The organism is Priestia sp. FSL R5-0597, from assembly GCF_038006305.1.
Classification (GTDB): Bacteria; Bacillota; Bacilli; order Bacillales; family Bacillaceae_H; genus Priestia; species Priestia zanthoxyli.
The window spans coordinates 1,092,089-1,109,951 of record NZ_JBBOUZ010000001.1; the positions used below are offsets into that span (position 1 = coordinate 1,092,089).

15 protein-coding genes are annotated in these 17,863 nt (G+C 36.2%); 14 read left to right on the forward strand and 1 reads right to left on the reverse strand.

Going from position 1 to position 17,863, the window contains the following annotated elements; translation table 11 throughout:
* The first annotated feature begins 10 nt into the window (after nucleotides 1-10).
* The 8 genes from MKX72_RS05595 (at nucleotide 11) to MKX72_RS05630 (ending at nucleotide 10,075) form a co-directional block, all read left to right on the forward strand.
* Entirely contained in the window at nucleotides 11-1,078 is a 1,068-nt protein-coding gene (locus MKX72_RS05595; RefSeq protein ID WP_155008366.1) for a glycosyltransferase family 4 protein, read from the forward strand.
* Nucleotides 1,079-1,177: 99 nt separating this feature from the next.
* A complete protein-coding gene (locus tag MKX72_RS05600; RefSeq protein ID WP_235918771.1) occupies nucleotides 1,178-2,710 on the forward strand; it encodes a hypothetical protein in 1,533 nt (510 codons plus the stop codon).
* Between the two features lie 164 nt (nucleotides 2,711-2,874).
* Nucleotides 2,875-4,587, forward strand: a complete 1,713-nt coding sequence (locus tag MKX72_RS05605) for a methyl-accepting chemotaxis protein (RefSeq protein ID WP_155008365.1) — start codon at nucleotides 2,875-2,877, stop codon at nucleotides 4,585-4,587.
* A 235-nt stretch (nucleotides 4,588-4,822) separates the two neighbouring features.
* Complete coding sequence (locus MKX72_RS05610; protein WP_155008364.1) at nucleotides 4,823-6,820, forward strand: BglG family transcription antiterminator; 1,998 nt, start codon at nucleotides 4,823-4,825, stop codon at nucleotides 6,818-6,820.
* Nucleotides 6,820-7,266 (forward strand): PTS sugar transporter subunit IIA, encoded by a 447-nt coding sequence (locus MKX72_RS05615; protein WP_155008363.1) that lies wholly within the window; start codon nucleotides 6,820-6,822, stop codon nucleotides 7,264-7,266. The genes MKX72_RS05610 and MKX72_RS05615 overlap by 1 nt, the downstream gene beginning before the upstream one ends.
* A 19-nt stretch (nucleotides 7,267-7,285) precedes the next feature.
* Nucleotides 7,286-7,603 carry a PTS fructose transporter subunit IIB gene (locus tag MKX72_RS05620; RefSeq protein ID WP_098627349.1) on the forward strand — a complete coding sequence of 106 codons (318 nt, stop codon included), beginning with the start codon at nucleotides 7,286-7,288 and terminating at the stop codon, nucleotides 7,601-7,603.
* 22 nt (nucleotides 7,604-7,625) lie between these two features.
* Nucleotides 7,626-8,702, forward strand: a complete 1,077-nt coding sequence (locus MKX72_RS05625; protein WP_155008362.1) for a PTS fructose transporter subunit IIC — start codon at nucleotides 7,626-7,628, stop codon at nucleotides 8,700-8,702.
* Nucleotides 8,703-8,794: 92 nt separating this feature from the next.
* Nucleotides 8,795-10,075 carry a class II D-tagatose-bisphosphate aldolase non-catalytic subunit gene (locus MKX72_RS05630; protein ID WP_155008361.1) on the forward strand — a complete coding sequence of 427 codons (1,281 nt, stop codon included), beginning with the start codon at nucleotides 8,795-8,797 and terminating at the stop codon, nucleotides 10,073-10,075.
* 50 nt (nucleotides 10,076-10,125) lie between these two features.
* On the opposite strand, the gene MKX72_RS05635 is transcribed toward MKX72_RS05630, so the two are convergent.
* Complete coding sequence (locus MKX72_RS05635; RefSeq protein ID WP_155008360.1) at nucleotides 10,126-10,578, reverse strand: VanZ family protein; 453 nt, start codon at nucleotides 10,576-10,578, stop codon at nucleotides 10,126-10,128.
* An 854-nt stretch (nucleotides 10,579-11,432) separates the two neighbouring features.
* On the opposite strand from MKX72_RS05635, the gene MKX72_RS05640 reads away from it, so the two are divergent.
* From MKX72_RS05640 to MKX72_RS05665, 6 genes are read left to right on the forward strand one after another with little or no spacing between them, the layout of a single operon-like run.
* The gene (locus MKX72_RS05640) at nucleotides 11,433-13,259 is read left to right on the forward strand and encodes a nucleoside-diphosphate sugar epimerase/dehydratase (RefSeq protein ID WP_155008359.1); all 1,827 of its coding nucleotides are present in this window, start codon (nucleotides 11,433-11,435) and stop codon (nucleotides 13,257-13,259) included.
* Nucleotides 13,260-13,306: 47 nt separating this feature from the next.
* Nucleotides 13,307-14,422, forward strand: a complete 1,116-nt coding sequence (locus MKX72_RS05645) for a DegT/DnrJ/EryC1/StrS family aminotransferase (protein ID WP_155008358.1) — start codon at nucleotides 13,307-13,309, stop codon at nucleotides 14,420-14,422.
* Nucleotides 14,422-15,051, forward strand: coding sequence for a sugar transferase (locus tag MKX72_RS05650; RefSeq protein ID WP_155008357.1), 630 nt, complete (start codon nucleotides 14,422-14,424; stop codon nucleotides 15,049-15,051). The genes MKX72_RS05645 and MKX72_RS05650 overlap by 1 nt, the downstream gene beginning before the upstream one ends.
* Before the next feature lie 40 nt (nucleotides 15,052-15,091).
* On the forward strand, nucleotides 15,092-15,607 hold the full coding sequence (locus MKX72_RS05655) for a GNAT family N-acetyltransferase (protein ID WP_155008356.1): 516 nt from the start codon (nucleotides 15,092-15,094) through the stop codon (nucleotides 15,605-15,607).
* Between the two features lie 41 nt (nucleotides 15,608-15,648).
* Nucleotides 15,649-16,623 (forward strand): ATP-grasp domain-containing protein, encoded by a 975-nt coding sequence (locus MKX72_RS05660; protein WP_155008355.1) that lies wholly within the window; start codon nucleotides 15,649-15,651, stop codon nucleotides 16,621-16,623.
* 31 nt (nucleotides 16,624-16,654) lie between these two features.
* Entirely contained in the window at nucleotides 16,655-17,857 is a 1,203-nt protein-coding gene (locus tag MKX72_RS05665; protein ID WP_155008354.1) for a glycosyltransferase family 4 protein, read from the forward strand.
* Nucleotides 17,858-17,863 lie beyond the last annotated feature (6 nt).

A 17,863-nucleotide genomic window follows, 5' to 3' on the forward strand; every position in this document is an offset into this window, starting at 1 on the left:
ATGTGGAGTCTTGAAAAACGTACTTTTAATCACGGATAAATTGATTACAGGGGGAGCAGAAACGTATTTTTGTAAGCTCGAAAACCAGTTGAAGCATCCAGACATTACCGTATACACAGCAGCTGCAATGGGAGAACTGTACAGCAAAATTCAATATAAAAAACGGTTCACGCCTTTAAGCAGAAAAAATCATCTTCACAATCTTTATGTACTGTGGAAAAAAGTTCGAACGTGTAAAATTGACATCATTCATGCTAACAGCCTGCGTATGGTGATGTATGCAGTGTGCGTCAATCGAGTGCTGCGAAAAAAAGTAAAAATACTTTATACAAAGCATAATGTAACGGTGCTGGAACAAAAGGCAAAAAGCTTTTTTTGTAAACTCGTAAACTCTTATGTGCATGGAGTGATTACGGTCAGCCGTTTTGAACAAGAACAGTTGATGAACCTCGGCGTGAATAGTGGTAAAGTAACAACGATTTATAACGGAGTGGATTTAAATCAGTTTGTATTTAAAGAAAAGTCTGCTTCACTCGACTGTCATATCGGTCTGTTGGCAAGAGCTTCAAAAGAAAAAAATCACGAGCTGTTTATCGAAATTGCCTCGCTGCTTCGAGATCATGAACATATGAAGTTTCATATTGGAGGAGGAGGTCCTGAGCTGCAGCGAATTCAAGAGCTTATCCAGGAGCAAGGCTTGTCTGAAAAGATAAAGATATGGGGAGAAGTAGAAGACCCTGAAGCATTTATTACGAAAATGGATATGCTTCTTTTAACTTCTCATCGTGAAGTCTTTCCAATGGTTGTTTTAGAAGCAATGGCCGTTGGTACACCGATGATTTCAATTGATGTAGGAGGCGTGAAAGAAGCGATAGCAGACGGAGACACGGGCTATTTAATCCCGACTTATTCACCTGAAGCATTTGCGGAGAAAATTACGGAGCTGTACGCCGAGCAAGAGCAAAAGCAGCAGTTTGCTAAAGGCGCAAGAAAAAAAGTCGAGCAGCACTTTACGTCGAGTCAAATGATTGCGTCCACTGCTGATCAATATGTAAATATGAACGCAAAAAGCTTCTAACAAGGAAGCTTTTTTTCTATGAAAACAGTGAACCACAGGTAGTCAAAACGCATAAAGTAATACAAGCAGTACATGCTTTACAGCTGCTAAGAAAGCGAGATGAGTTTAATGGAAAACTGCAGTGAAGTAAGAATAGTAGACGCCGCTTGTTTTGGCGTGACAAGAGACGGCGTGACGGATGATGCACCTGCGATACAGCAAGCAATTGATTACGCAGCTAGCAACAATTTATCACGAGTACTCCTAACAGGAAACTATACGTATGCCATCGCATCACCTCTTGTGATTAAACCGTCTATTTCGTTTGAAATGGACAGTGGAACAAAACTTAAAGTAACAGGAAATTATCATGTGTTTACCCTTCAAAAAGATGCCTCCATTTCAGGTGGAACGGTTGAAGTGACCGATCCATCATTTACCTCTTCGGTCATTTACCTTCACGGATCGCAGCAATTAGAAACAGGAAACAAAACGACGATAAGCAACATCAGTATGATTAATACGTCAGGCGCTTATAATGGAAAAGGCATTTATTTTTATTGCCAAAAACCGTGGGATTTTATCAGCTTTGTGAACGTATCCTTTGTACACCTTCGCAACTTTGAAAGAGGCGTGCTGCTGCAAACTGAAAAAATCACCAACATCAATACACCTGCATGGATTAACGCGAATAACTTTAGCTATTTATCGATTGACGGCTGTCAGTATGGAATTGACGTAGCCGGTATCAGTGACGTACCGTATGAAACGTCAGGAAACAGCTTTGTTCATTTTCAAATGCAGTGCCGCAGCCAAACGAAACGAGCGATTAAATGTTCAGGTGCTTACAATACGTTTGAAGGGCATATTTGGGATACGTATTTGATGAACGGAGGAGAACCACCCGTAGAATTTACGAGTATCTCACATCGAAATCAGCTTGCCTCTAACCTTTTATCCACATCGATTTTGAACAACGGACAGTATAATGACATTACGTCTCCTTTTGAACAAACTCGGAATATATTTGCACCAGGACTTCCAGGAAAACCTGATATCATCGGCAATCAAGACGATATTTTTGTACAAGCTGATAAAAAATATACCGTCAAACAAATCGCTGGAAAAGCCCCGTACGGAGGAAGCATCAGCAACTGCTTCAGCTTAATTGATGAACAAAGCATGAACTACCTCGATGTGCCGGCTTCAGCTCCCGTTGTGATTGAAATGGACTTTACTGCAAATCCAATTAAAATGCTGAATATGGCCGGCGTTTCATTTGGATGGGGTGAGTCACCTAAAAATATTAAATTTGAATATCTAACAGCACTAGACGGCGCGTGGACAACAGCAAAAGACGTAAAAAACAACTTAGGAAACACGGTAACGGCAGAAGTGCGCGCCAATACGCTGTATAAAATGAGACTTACGCTAAGCGAGTATACAAAAGACCACAAGCGTTTTCGAATTAACCGCATCTTCGGTACGTCTTCTATAATGCCAGGTTCCTCTTGGGTGGCAACGGCCGGAAGCAAAATGTACGGAAACCTCGAGTTTCAGCAAGGAAACAGTCTGATCCTTAAATCTCCTGACGGACAAAGCTGGAAGCTAAGCGTCGATAACACAGGGAAAGTCTCTGGAACAAAAATCTAAGTAGAGAAATTATTTTTAAGTAAGCTTCTTTTTACGAGAAGCTATTTTTTATGTCGATAAAAAGTCACGAGCGTACTATGGATAGAACACCCCCTATGACCGATAGATATAACGAAGTGTGAAAGTGAAAGCAGAAGAATACATCAGCGAAAAGGGGAAATGTTATGGGGGCATTACGAAATCTGAGTATTTACCGAAAGCTGCTAGTAATGGTTATAATTTCGACAATTTCACTTATTGCAGTCGCCGTGATCAGCTATTTGTATACACAGCGAATTGCTGACAGCTCGGAGTCTATGTACAATGACCGCCTGCAGCCAATCAGGCAGTTAGGGCAAATTCGTACGAATAACAGAGCGATTGATGCCAATACGCTTGAAATGATTTTATCAAAAGATGAAAACTATCAGCGTAAGCGTCTCGATGAAATTCAAGAAAAAGAAGCTGAAAATAACAAGCTTATCGAACAGTATAAAAAGACATTTTTGCTAGATAGTGAAAAAGAAAAACTGGCTCTATACGAAGAAAATATAGGTAACTTAACACAAGCAAGAAGTGAAGCCATACAGCTTGCTCAAGATGAAAAAGGGGACGAAGCCTATAACGTTTTTTCTAAACAAATCGTCCCCCTACGTACAACCATAAACAACACGCTAGATGATCTTCAGACGATAAATAATAACGAAGCAAAAAGCATTTACCAAAAAAATAAGCAAAGCGTAAAATCAGCGGTTACGACTCTTTTACTCGTCAGCGCGTTGGTCATCCTACTTACAATAGGGATTGGACTTCTGATTGCACGCATGATTACAAAGCCGTTAAACAATATTAAAAACCTCATGGAAACAGCAAAAGACGGGGATTTTCAAGTGAAAGGCACCTACGAATCCAACGATGAAATTGGCTCCCTTACCGCTTCATTTAATAAAATGATTGGCGGATTAAAAGAAATGATTATGTCCGTTGGAAACATTTCATCAACGGTTGCCGCTTCTTCAGAAGAACTAAGCGCCAGCGCAGAACAAAACAACAGTGCGATTGAACATATTTCAAGCATCACTGAAAAACTAGCCTCAGGATCTAACCATCAAGTGAATCAAATTCAAGAAAGCTCCACCATTATTCACCGCATTACGAACCAAACATCAGAAGTTGTTGACAACGTCGAGCAAATCACCAAGCGAGCACTCGAAACGGCTGCGATTTCAAATAGCGGAACAGCGACCGTTGAAACAGCAGCCCAACAAATGAAATCAATCAACGAAAATGTCACTGAACTCTCATCTGTTTTTCAAGGACTTAGCGACCACTCAGCTAAAATTAGTCAAATTAACGATGTCATTACAACCATTGCGGATCAAACAAATCTGCTTGCTTTGAACGCAGCTATTGAAGCCGCAAGAGCAGGAGATCACGGAAAAGGTTTTGCCGTTGTGGCGAGTGAAGTACGAAAACTAGCAGAAGGCTCATCCAACTCAGCTAGTCAAATCAAAGATCTGGTTAGCTTAATTCAAAGCGAAACAGCTCGAACGCTGCAGTCGATGACAACCACAACCAAAGAAGTAAAAGAAGGCCTAGCAGTAGTCGAACAAGCGGGTACATCGTTTATGCAAATTAACGAAGCGGTACAGCATGTAGTGGACCAAATTCAGCAAATCGGAAGTGCTATTCATAATCTAGCTAAAGATACGCTCGAAGTCCAGCAGGCGATTCACGAAGTCAACGGTATCGCTGAAGAAGCAGCAGCGGGTGCACAAAACGTGTCAGCTACAACGGAAGAACAGCTTGCTTCTATGGAAGAAATTGCTTCATCCGCGATGGATTTAGCGAATATGTCGGAGGAGCTGCAAGAATTGATTGCGAGATTTAAAATATGAGAAAAAGCATGGGGCGCTTGCTCCATGTTTTTTTGTATGAAGTAGGCGTATTTAAGCTATAAGGTACTCTCTACCATAGTTCTGTGCTCTTTCTTCAACAGTGAAGTTGCAAAGAATTGATATACCCGTTATCAAAAGAAGGTGATAAGATTTAACTAACAAGAAAACGTTTACAAAAAATAAAAAAATAAGTACAGGTTACAATCCATGATTTATAAAAAAGGGGTTTGTAGAAATGGAGATGTTAACAACACGACAAAAGAAGTTATTGCAATTAATCATTAGCGAAGAAGAGTACAAAACGATTGATTTCTATTCTCAGAAAATGAAAGTTTCAGAGCGAACGGTGCATAATGATTTAAAGCTAGTTTCTGGCTATTTATCAAAAGGAAGCGCCACTCTTCATAAAAAACCTGGAGTAGGAATTAAAATCAAGGCCAAACCAGATTATAAACTCATGCTGTTAAATGATTTAGATCTAAAGAAAGAAGAAATTGATCCTCTATCAACTAAAATAAGAAAGATGAAAATTATACTGCAGCTGTTATATGCAAATCAGTCGACTTCTCTTCAAAAGTTATCAGAAGAATTTATGGTAAGTAAAACATCGATTGTAAAAGACTTAGAGAAAGTAAAAGAATGGTTAAAGCCCTACGGCTTACTTTTAGTAAAAAACCACGAAGGCACAAGGGTAAAAGGAAATGAAGAAAGTACCCGAAGAGCAATTGCAGGTATTACAAATGAACTTCTAAATTTAAATTATCAGCAGGATTACGATATTCAATCCAGCAGCAGACTGGATGCCGCGACTTTCTCTGGACTATCCAACTTGTTTGAAGACCTTGAAGTCACACAAGTAGAACACATCATTGAGCGTGCTGAGAAAAAGCTTCAGTATCGCATCAGTCATACGTATTTTTTGAATTTAGTCACTCATATTTTAATTTTAATTAAGCGTGTTCGCTCTCATCAGCGTATAGCAGCTGTTAATGAGCCAGAGTTGCATCATCAAACGGCTTACGTTTTGAAAATGTATACCATTGCTAAAGAGGTAAGTGAAGAAATATCTGAATGTTTCGATATCAGTATCCCGGAAAATGAAATCCACTATATAAAGCAGTATTTATTATGTTCCGGGATGGAAAAAGATATTTCACCAAGTAATGTTGAACTATTTGTAAACCACGCGGATAGTTCGTTAAAAGAGTTAGTAGACGAGATGGTTCAAACTTCGACCAAGGTAATGAATCTGAATCTGCAAGGTGATAAAGAGCTGTACACAGGTCTGCTCATGCATATTAAACCGATGATTAACCGCTTAAAATATCAAATTAACATCAAAAACCCGCTTCTAGAAGAAATCAAGCATCAGTATTCTGCAACATTTGGCATGACGTGGCTTGTTTGTTCCATCATCGAAAGAAAATTGAATGTAAAAGTAAATGAAGATGAAATTGGATATGTAACGCTTCATTTTCAAGCAGCAATCGAAAGATGCGTAGGGCTAAAAAGAGCAATTGTCGTCTGCCCCGGAGGTATTGGCACATCTCAGCTAATCGCAAATCGAATCAAGCGGCTTATTCCTCAGCTGGAAATAGCAGAAGTTATCTCTTTAGGCAGGCTATCTCACTTTGATTTAAGCAACATTGATTTTATTATTTCAACCGTTCCTTTACATATTGAAGTGAAGCCGGTCATTACAATCTCTTCGCTCGTAAGTGAAGTGGACATTAAAAATATTAATAACTTTTTTTGGGAAGATACATTTTCGAAAAAAGAAGCAAGTATAACATGTGCCAATTTATTTAAAATGCTAGATCCGCAGTTGATTTTTCCTCAGGTGAATTTTACAGATAAAGAACAGCTAATTGATTACTTATGTCACCAGCTTCAAAGCAAAGGATACGTGAAGGAAAGTTTTAAGCAATCAGTTGTTCAACGTGAAAACATAGCTTCTACTTCACTAGGAAATTCAGTAGCGATCCCTCACGGAGAAGATCAGTACGTAGAGCGTTCTAAAATTATTATTGCCACGTGCTCAAATGCGTTGGACTGGGAAGAAGGAGAAGTCAAAATTATCTTTCTGCTTGCATTAAAATTTGGTGAACAAATTGTTGTCAAAGATATACTTACAGATCTGTACAGTATCTTTGATTCTGAGAATACCCTTACTAGATTAACAGAATGTACAACGGCAGAAGAAGTAATGGCGCTGTTGGGAGAGGGGACATAATGGTTATTAGTGAAAGCTTAGTAGCACTTGATTTAAAATCCAAAGATAAATTAGACATCATTAAAGAGCTCGGACATTTAGCTTATTCGTCTGGGAAAATCAAATCAATCGATAAGTATATTGATAGCGTCTTAAAAAGAGAGGAAGAGTTCTCTACCGCTATTGGATATTCAATCGCTATCCCGCACGGAAAGTCTGATCAAGTAGTCGAGCCATTCATTGTATTTGGGAGAGTAAGCGAGCACGTTGAATGGGATGAAGACGATGATAAAGAAGTAAAACTGATTTTCTTAATAGGCGTTCCTTTAGCTCAAAGCGGGGATGTCCATTTGAAAATTTTAGCTAATATTAGCCGGGAGCTTATGGATGAAGAATTTCGAAAAGAGTTAATTCACGCTCCTGGCGTAAGAGAAGTATGTTCAACACTTAAAGCAATAGCACTATAAAATTTGAGGAGGAATAAACATGAATATTGTAGGAATTACAGCTTGTCCGACAGGAATTGCACACACATATATGGCTCAATCTGCTTTAGAAAAGGCTGGAAAGAAATTAGGACACAAAGTGATGATTGAAACGCAAGGAGCAATGGGCATTGAAAATGAACTAAAGAAAAAACAGATTGAATCGGCAGACGTTGTTATTTTAGCTGTAGGCTGCGCCATTGAACGAGAAGAAAGATTTACCGGCAAAAAGATATTAAAAGTAGGAGTAGCAGAAGCCATTTCCAACCCTCAGAAAGTGTTGGAACAAGCAGAAAAGCTTATGACGCAAGAAGTATAAACGGAAGCGGGAGAGTGGTGCTATGAAAGAGTTTTTTAAAATCCTAAAAAATCATTTAATGACGGGTGTTTCCTACATGATTCCAGCGGTTGTAGTGGGCGGCATTTGCATAGCAGCTGCGTTAGCTACAGGAACACCTGGAGAAAATGGAATGGAAGTCACCAACCCTTTAATGAATAACATCTTAAGTATTGGTACAGCGGGATTCACAATGATGGTTCCGGTTTTAGCAGGCTATATCGCTTACTCGATTGCGGGTAAGCCCGGCCTTGTACCGGGGATGATTGTTGGCTACATCGCTAACACACCGATTGGTGACAGTGAAGTAAAAGCAGGATTTCTCGGAGCAATTGTTTTAGGATTTTTAGCGGGCTGTTTTGTTCAGTGGGTAAAAACCTGGCGAGTGCCCACTATGCTTCGGCCAATTATGCCTATTTTTATCATACCGATTACCAGTTCACTCGTAATTGGTTTAGGATACATTTATTTGTTAGCCAAGCCGATTGGGTATTTTATGACAGCTATGACAGAAACGTTAAAACAAATGAATGGGTCAAGCTTAATTTTATTAGCGGTTATTCTAGGATGCATGATTGCATTTGATATGGGAGGTCCTATTAATAAAGTAGCCTGCATGTTTGCTTTTGGAATGATGGCAGAAGGCGTGTATACCATTATGGGAATTATTGCAATAGCAATTTGTACTCCTCCTCTTGGTTTAGGACTGGCTACAGTATTAAGCAAGAAAAAATACAACGATCAAGAAAGACAAGCGGGAAAAGCAGCTCTTGCCATGGGGATGATAGGGATTACAGAAGGAGCCATTCCGTTTGCCGCAGCCGATCCTTTTCGAGTGCTGCCTTCTATCATGGTAGGATCTGCCACAGGAGCCGTCATTGGCGCCCTTGCTAAAGTAACTGACCATGCACCACACGGAGGGCCAATAGTTTTATTGGTTGTCGATCATAAGCTTTGGTATATAGGAGCTATTTTAGCAGGAACAGTCGTGACAGCCGTCATGGTTAATGCTTTAAAGAAAGATGTAACAAAAGAAGTGCCTGAAGAAGAACCAATGGATCAACAAAGCATCAGCGTCTAAAAGTCAATAGCAATCCCTCGAATGAACAATATGTGTATACATATTGTTCGTTCCATTTTAAAGGGGTGTTAACCATAAAAGGAGGAAGTATCATGCAAAAAATAAACATTAATGAAGTGGTAAAAGTAATGCTCAACATGCAAGACAAAGGGGAGGCAGTTACGCTTCTAGGAATTGGACCAATGTCTAAAACTTTATTAAAAGCTTGTTTTGAATTAGGAAAAGAAAAAGATTTTCCGCTATTATTTATCGCTAGCCGCAACCAAGTAGATGCAGTAGAACTAGGCGGAGGCTACGTGTGTAACTGGAATCAAAGAACGTTTACTCAAACGATTGCTGAAACAGCAGCTGAAACAGGGTTTGACGGCTTGTATTACACGTGCCGAGATCACGGTGGCCCGTGGCAGCGAGACAATGAAAGAAATGATCATCTAGAAGAAGAGCTGGCGATGCAGTTAGGTAAGCAGTCATACTTAGAGGATTTGATTAACGGGTTTGATTTGCTTCATATTGATCCAACAAAAGATCCTTATGAAATGGGAAAAGTGGTTCCAATGGAAAGTGTGCTGAGTCGTACAATTGAATTAATTCAGTACTGTGAAAGTGAACGAAAACGCTTAGGGTTAGCTGAAATTGGCTACGAAGTAGGAACAGAAGAGACAAACGGGGGGTTAACTTCAAGAGAAACCTACGAAACGTTTATTCAAACATTAAACAGCGAGCTGGAAAAACGACAATTGCCTACTCCAACCTTTATCGTAGGTCAAACAGGAACGCTTGTAAAAATGACAGAAAATGTAGGAACCTTTAATTCTAAAAATGCTCAAGAGCTAGCAAGCATCGCCAAACAGTATGGAGTAGGTCTAAAAGAACATAACGGAGATTATATTGACGATCATATTTTGCTGCAGCATTTGCCGCTTGGCATTACTGCCACAAACGTTGCTCCGCAGTTTGGAACGGAAGAAACGCGTGCGTATATTGAATTAGCTAAAGTAGAAGAACAGCTCGCTCAAGATGGACTCATCGAACACAAATCAAATGTTGAATACGTCTTAACGCTTCAAGCGATTAAAAGTGAAAGATGGAGAAAATGGATGGTAGGGGATCAGCGCGAGCTAGAAATCGAAGATATCCTCCAGCAAAAAGAGCTCACTGATAAAATTTTAGATATTGCCGGTCACTATGCATTTAACCATGAAGAAGTAAAAGCTGAAATTCAAACGTTATTTCATAATTTACGACAATGCAATATTGACGGAGAACGCTTTGTTATTAATCGAATCAAACGTTCTTTAAATCAATACGTGGAGTGTTTTAACTTGGAAGGAAGTACGACAAAAATCATGAAGGAAATTGGTGTTGAAGTATAAGAGGATAAGATAAAAAGCAGAAGGGTTTCTTCTGCTTTTTATCTTGCAAACTATTTAGCTGTCAGTTTATTCCGTTGCAATAAAAACAATAGAAATAACATAATGGCAGCTCCTGATGAATCAATCATTACATCTACAATACGACCGTCTCGTCCAATAATAAAAGCTTGATGAATCTCATCTACAAATGCAAAGGCAGCCAGACAGCACCACGCTTTTAAATAGCGATACTTTTGTTTTTTGAAATTCCAGTAAAAAAGCAAACCAAGAAATCCGAAAAATGAAAGGTGAGCGATTTTACGCAAAATAAACTCTAAGTCAAATCCATATGTATAAGACGTATAGAATTCACTTCCAGGTCTTAATATAGACCAAAGTGTTGCGTTGTGATCCCATACAGAAGAGTTTGTCCAAGTAGACGGATCGGTGACTAGCAAGTGCGGAGTATGAGAGAACTTTGAAATAGATAGAATTAAAAAGATTAAAAGAATACGTTTTAGCATAATGGGAAACTCTTTTCCTGAATTTTTTAAAATCATAAAAATAATCATAAAGAAATTTAAATGCAATTGCAAGAAGTGGAATCTAACTTTCCGATAATTGTAAAAAAATATATATGAACTTAATTATTATTTCTATGTAAAATTTAGGGGATCAAAGTAACTAAATACAAAGAAGTGTACAAGAAACAATTAATGACAAGAAAACCACTTTTCAAGGAGTAATTATGACATTTTATGCATATAATTGTTAATTCGACAAAAAAAGACAAAAACACTCATATCCAAGAAGAATTTGTTATGATAGTATTATTTTTGATTCAAGACTAAAGTAACGATTGTTAGTGTTTATAACATTTATAGTGAAAATAAGACTAGTAAATAAGATTTGAATATTAGACACAATTTTATTGAGAATAATTAAACAAAGAAATGGTGATATCTCCTTACCATTAACAAGGGAGGTACTCGGCTACGCTGTGGGTGAAAAAAGCAATATCACCTTAGACACTAGAGTTGTCAATAGCGCGGTGTGAGGAAGGGTTTGATGCCCTATTTATTATACACATTTAATAGACAAGTATTGTACATACTTGTCTATTAAATGTGTATAAATTGTTTTTTGAAAGAAGTGATCAGGGAGATATGAACGAATTTGATAGTTTGCCGAAAAGTGTAAAAAAGACAGTTAGGTATATTAAACAGGATTCAACGCTTGAACAGTTAATGTATATACAAAAATTACTCAATCAAACTATTAGAGCAAGAAAGGAGGATTTAGCGAATGTTAACAAACTAAATCTTAGGAGATAAGAAACCGTTAATTTAAAAATATGAAGTAAGAAAGGTGATAGAACTTGGATTATAAAAAGAGAATGTCTCTTTTAATGCTGCTAGATTCCATTATTGTATTAGGGTCTGTATACGTTAGTTATTTTATTTTACATCCTTATTTTGAAATTTTTACTACGAAAACATTGCTTGTTAGTTCTGTCAGCTTATTTATAGCACATCATGTCTTAGCCAATGTATTTCATCTTTATAAAAAGGCTTGGTCATATGCAAGTATTGGTGAACTGTGGGCTATTTTTAAATCTGTAACATTCTCCGTTGTAGTTACTGCTATTATACAACTAGCATTTTTCCAAGACATTTATTTTAGAACGTTGTTTATTGCATGGCTGCTACATATTTTATTAATAGGTGGCTCTCGCTATGTATGGATTATCTTCCGAAACACATATTTTAAAAAGCAAAACATAGCCGATTACAAACGTACACTTATTATAGGTGCAGGATCAGCAGGTACCATGATAGCAAGGCAATTAAAAACCAATCATGAAAGTAAGCTTTACCCTGTAGCTTTTATAGATGATGATGTAAAAAAACACAAATTAGAGATTATGGGATTACCCGTGTTAGGTGGAAAAGAAGTCATACAAGATGCGGTTAAACGGTTTAACGTTCATTATATTATTATTGCTATCCCATCTTTAAAGACAAGTGAGTTAAAAGAAATATATAACGAATGCGCAAAAACTCAAGCTAAAACACAAAGTATGCCTAAAATTGAAGACATTATGCTAGGAAAAGTATCTGTTAATCAATTTAAAGACGTAAAAGTTGAAGATTTACTAGGAAGAGAGCCTGTTGAGCTTGATCATGCAGGCATTTTAGAAACAATTGGGGGTAAAGCTGTTTTAGTAACGGGCGCTGGAGGTTCTATAGGCTCTGAGATCTGTCGCCAAATTTGTAAGTTTAATCCTAGAAAAATTATTTTATTAGGTCATGGAGAAAATAGTATTTACACCATCGATATGGAGTTACGTCAGAAGTATCAAACTACTATTGAAATTTTTCCTGTTATAGCCGATGTTCAAGATAGAGATCGTATCTTTGAAGTAATGGATACATATAAACCGGATGTAGTTTATCATGCTGCAGCTCATAAGCATGTCCCTTTAATGGAATATAATCCTAAAGAAGCAGTGAAAAATAATGTAATTGGTACAAAGAATGTAGCAGAGGCAGCTGATACATTTTCGGTCCGTAACTTTGTACTGATTTCGTCCGATAAAGCAGTTAACCCTACAAATGTCATGGGCTCTACTAAACGAATTGCAGAAATGGTAATTCAAGAATTAAATAAGCATAGTCAGACAAAGTTTGTAGCTGTTCGTTTTGGAAATGTTTTAGGGAGCCGAGGTAGTGTAATTCCCTTATTCAAAAAGCAAATTCAAACAGGCGGCCCTCTTACAGTTACTCATCCTGATATGACTAGATATTTTATGACCATCCCAGAGGCTTCTAGACTGGTTATGCAAGCTGGAACGCTTGCCCATGGAGGAGAAATTTTTGTATTAGATATGGGTGAGCCTGTTAAAATTGTGGACCTAGCGAAAAACCTGATTGAACTTTCAGGATATACGGAAGAAGAGATTGGGATTAAATATGCAGGAATTCGACCTGGGGAGAAAATGTACGAAGAGCTTTTAGGGAAAGATGAAGTACACGATGAGGCGATTTTCCCTAAGATTTTTATTGGGAAATCGTTAGAAGTGGATTTTTCCCGGGTTACGACGCTGGTTAATAATTATGAAGTTTACGATACAGAGTATACAAGAGAGTATGTGTTAAGTTTGGCGAATGATCGTGAAGGTGTACTAGTAAGAAATGCAAACTAACATGCTAGAGAAATAAATATAGATTACTGGGAAGGAAGTTTAAAGAAATGGGAGATAGAATTTTTCTATCATCACCACATATGAGTGATGAGGGTTATGAAATGGAATATGTTAAGGAAGCTTTTGATACAAACTGGATTGCTCCTCTTGGAGAAAATGTAAACGGATTTGAAAGAGAGTTAGCAGACAAGGTTGGGTCTAAAGCTGCAGCAGCCCTATCTTCTGGAACAGCTGCTATTCATTTAGCTTTGAAAGCGGCAGGAGTAGGTGAAAGGGACATTGTTTTTTGTCCTACACTTACTTTTTCTGCTACAGCTAACCCTATTATCTATCAAAATGCTACACCAGTTTTTATAGATAGTGACTACAAAACCTGGAATATGTGTCCGGAAGCACTAGAGGAAGCTTTTGCAAAATACCCTAATGTTAAAGCTGTTATTGTTGTCCATCTATATGGATTATCAGCTGATATGGATAAAATTACAGAGCTTTGTAAGAAACATAATGTTGCGTTAATTGAAGATGCAGCCGAAAGTTTAGGAACATACTATAAAGGACAACACACAGGAACTTTTGGTGAATATGGTATTTTTTCTTTTAATGGAAATAAAATTATCACTACTTCTGGTGGGGGAATGCTTGTTTCTAACAATGAAGAAAAGATTTCAAAGGCTCGATTTTGGGCTACACAGAGTCGTGATCAAGCGATTCATTATCAACATAGTGAACTGGGTTTCAACTACCGTATGAGTAATGTTGTAGCTGGAATTGGACGAGGACAGCTAAAAGTGTTAGAACAAAGAGTTGAAAAGAAACGAGAAATTTTTGCTTACTATAAAAAAGAGTTAGAGGGTCTCGAAGGAATAGGGTTTATGCCTAGCAATGATTGGGATGCTCCTAACTATTGGCTGAGTAGTATCATTTTAACGGGGAACGTAAGACCCCTTGATATAATGGAAGCTTTAGAAAAAGAAAATGTTGAATCAAGACCTGTATGGAAACCAATGCATATGCAACCGTTCTTTGAAAAGTATGATTTTATTGGTAAAGGTGTTTCAGAAGAACTATTTGCAAATGGTGTGTGTTTACCAAGTGATACTAAGATGAATAATGAGGATTTAAGAAAAGTAATAAAAGTTATTAAAGGATTGTGGACTAGTTAATGAAAAAAACTAATTTATTTATAAAAAGGTTAATAGATATTTTTTGCAGTGGTGTAGGGGTAATAATAATTTCACCGATTTTTATAATTATAGCTTTATTAATAAAATTAACTTCAAAAGGTCCTGTCCTATTTAAGCAAGAACGCATCGGGTTATATGGAAAAACTTTTGTGATCTTTAAATTCAGAACAATGGTAGTGGGAGCAGAACAATTGGGTGATGGTCTATCCATAAATACTTCTACAGATAACAGAATTACTAAAATTGGTAAAATTTTGAGATTTACTAGTTTTGATGAGCTACCTCAATTATTTAATGTTTTGAAGGGAGATATGAGTTTAGTCGGTCCACGCCCTCCAGTAACTTATTTTCCCTATAAAGGAATCAATGACTATCCAGACTGGGCTAAAAACCGCTTTAATATGCGTCCAGGGGTAACAGGTCTAGCCCAAGTCTACGTGAGAAATTCTGTTAGTTGGGATGAACGTATAAAGATAGATAATAAATACATTCAAAGCTTCAATTTTTATTTAGATATTAAGATTTTACTAAAAACATTTTATAAACTGTTTAAGCCAGAGAATATTTATAGGGAACAACAGGTGAAAAATAATCAAAAAAAAGCATAGTAATAGGTACTTTGTTCAATATTATAAAAGTGGTGAGACAATGATTAAAGGAAAAAATATTCATCTTCGACCAATTTTAAAGAGTGATATTCAACTTTTGAATGAATGGAAGAATAGCGAGGAAACATACAAATATTTGGGGGGGGGATTTTCTCCTACTTCTATAGATGAGCAGGATAAATGGATGGATGCCATGATAGATATGTCTGGTAATAATAAGAGATTTATGATTTGCAAACACGATGGTATTCCTGTAGGACTAATAGGATTGTACTCCATAAACTGGATTAATCGTAACTGTGAAATTGGGATATATATTGGTAATTTAAGAACCAAGGGTCAAGGGTACGGTACGGAGGCAAGTGGGTTGATTGAAAAATTTGCCAATGAATATCTAAATTTAAGGAAAATCAAATTGAATGTGGTAGCTGATAATAAACAGGCTATACATATGTGGACATCTTTAAATTATGAGCAGGTAGGGGTGTATAAAGATGAACGCTTTATCAAGGGAGAATATAGAGATTTAATCTTGATGGAAAAATTCATCCAATAATTTAAAACTTTAATAAAAAGATAAACTGTGGGGGCCCAATAATGCAAAATAATTTAAATATATTAATTTTAAGCTGTGGTACACGAAACAAAGTTATCCAGTATTTTAAAGAGACATTAGGAACTCGTGGACTCGTTATAGCTACAGATTGTAGCAACTTAGCACCTGCTTTGTATGAAGCTGATAAACATTTTATTGTACCTAGTATAAATGATGATGGTTATTTAGAGAGTGTTCTTTCTATTTGCAAAGAAAATAAGGTAAAGGCAGTATTATCATTAATTGATCCTGAATTAAGTATTTTATCTAAATATCAACAAGATTTCTTAGACATAGGTACTATGCCTATTGTATCAGACTTTGATACTATTGAACTTTGCTTTGATAAATATAAAATGTTTAGTTTCTTAATTGACAATAATTTTAATACAATGAAAAGTTATGTAAATAAAGAAATATTTTATATGGATGTTGAATCTGGAGAAATTAATTATCCCGTATTTGTTAAACCTAGAAAGGGCAGTGCTAGTATTAATATAAACAAGGTTCATTCAAAAGAGGAGATTGAGTTTCTTTTTAACAGATTTGATAATTTATTAATACAAGAATATATGCACGGTACAGAGTATGGAGCGGATGTTTACATTGATATGATTTCAAAGGATCCTGTAGCGATATTTGTAAAAGAAAAAATTAAAATGAGAGCTGGAGAGACAGATAAGGCTGTATCCTTTAAAGAAGAAAAACTTTTAAAATTAATTAAAGAATTCCTTAATAAGGTTAACTTCAAAGGTATAATTGATATTGATATATTTGAAGTTAATAACGAGTATTATATTTCAGAAGTTAACCCTCGTTTTGGAGGAGGTTATCCTCATGCATATGAGAGTGGTGTAAATGTACCTGAAATGATTATTAATAATATAGACAACATAATTAACTCTAATGTAATTAATCAGTATGAAGAAGGAATTTACATGATGAAATATAATGAGGTGAAAGTTGGCAAGCTGTAACAAAGATACTTAGAGTTTTGAGGGGAAAAGAATGAACATACTGTTTTTATCTATTGGAAAACTAAATAATATAGAGGATAAGGGTTTATATACAGATTTATTAAGAAAATTTCGTGATGAAGGGCATAACGTAGTAGTGGTAAGCCCAAACGAGAAGAGACTTAATAAACCTACAGAATATGTGAACGAGAATGGAGTTAAGTTTTTAAGGATTAGAATAGGCAATATAACTAAAACTAATATTATCGAAAAAGGAGTCTCTACATTAAGAATAGAGGGACTATACCTAAAATACATTAAAAGATTTTTGAAAAATATAAAGTTTGATTTAGTGATTTATTCTACACCTCCTATAACTTTTGAAAAGGTAATTGGTTATATAAAAAAGAGAGACAATGCAAAATCATATCTTCTCCTAAAAGATATATTTCCTCAAAATGCGGTAGACCTTAAAATGCTTAGTACAACAAACCCAATTTATAAGTATTTTAGAAGGAAGGAAACTAAACTATATAAACAATCAGATTTTATTGGGTGTATGTCACAGGCAAATGTAGATTTTATTTTGAAAAATAACGTTGATATTTCCAATACAAAAATTGAAATATGTCCAAATAGTATAGAACCGATACAGTTAGAAAAAGATGCAACTTTAATAAGAGAAATTAGAGAGAAATATAATATTCCACTAGATAAGACAGTGTTTATGTACGGTGGAAATTTAGGGAAACCACAAGGAATTGATTTTTTAATTGAGTGTCTAAATGCTCACAAAGAGAATGAACAGGTTTACTTTATAATAGCAGGTTCGGGAACGGAATTTAATAAATTAAAAAATTACTTTAACAAAACAAACTTAGAAAATGCTCAATTATTTGAACAATTACCAAAAAATGAGTATGAGATTCTAGCAAATTCATGTGATGTTGGATTAATATTTCTAGATAGAAGATTTACCATTCCTAACTTTCCTTCTAGATTATTATCCTACATGCAAGCATCTATGCCTGTTTTAGCAGCAACAGATGTTAATACAGATATTGGAGATACTATCCAAAAAGGCGATTTTGGAAAGTGGAGCGAGAGTGGGGACATAGAAACTTTTAACTCTAATATAACTCTACTATGTTCCAAAAATTTGAGAGAAAAGATGGGAGAAAATGCTCGAACGTATTTAGAAAAAAATTATACTACTACACATTCTTACAATATAATTATGAAGCACTTTAAATAGATAAAG

Bases quoted from the DNA above. Each gene is read 5' to 3' on its own strand.
- MKX72_RS05605 (WP_155008365.1), top strand. From the start codon at position 2,875: ATGGGGGCATTACGAAATCTGAGTATTTACCGAAAGCTGCTAGTAATG.
- MKX72_RS05610 (WP_155008364.1), top strand. From the start codon at position 4,823: ATGGAGATGTTAACAACACGACAAAAGAAGTTATTGCAATTAATCATT.
- MKX72_RS05615 (WP_155008363.1), top strand. From the start codon at position 6,820: ATGGTTATTAGTGAAAGCTTAGTAGCACTTGATTTAAAATCCAAAGAT.
- MKX72_RS05630 (WP_155008361.1), top strand. From the start codon at position 8,795: ATGCAAAAAATAAACATTAATGAAGTGGTAAAAGTAATGCTCAACATG.
- MKX72_RS05635 (WP_155008360.1), bottom strand. From the start codon at position 10,578: ATGCTAAAACGTATTCTTTTAATCTTTTTAATTCTATCTATTTCAAAG.
- MKX72_RS05655 (WP_155008356.1), top strand. From the start codon at position 15,092: ATGATTAAAGGAAAAAATATTCATCTTCGACCAATTTTAAAGAGTGAT.
- MKX72_RS05625 (WP_155008362.1), top strand. From the start codon at position 7,626: ATGAAAGAGTTTTTTAAAATCCTAAAAAATCATTTAATGACGGGTGTT.
- MKX72_RS05665 (WP_155008354.1), top strand. From the start codon at position 16,655: ATGAACATACTGTTTTTATCTATTGGAAAACTAAATAATATAGAGGAT.
- MKX72_RS05620 (WP_098627349.1), top strand. From the start codon at position 7,286: ATGAATATTGTAGGAATTACAGCTTGTCCGACAGGAATTGCACACACA.
- MKX72_RS05600 (WP_235918771.1), top strand. From the start codon at position 1,178: ATGAGTTTAATGGAAAACTGCAGTGAAGTAAGAATAGTAGACGCCGCT.
- MKX72_RS05650 (WP_155008357.1), top strand. From the start codon at position 14,422: ATGAAAAAAACTAATTTATTTATAAAAAGGTTAATAGATATTTTTTGC.
- MKX72_RS05660 (WP_155008355.1), top strand. From the start codon at position 15,649: ATGCAAAATAATTTAAATATATTAATTTTAAGCTGTGGTACACGAAAC.
- MKX72_RS05645 (WP_155008358.1), top strand. From the start codon at position 13,307: ATGGGAGATAGAATTTTTCTATCATCACCACATATGAGTGATGAGGGT.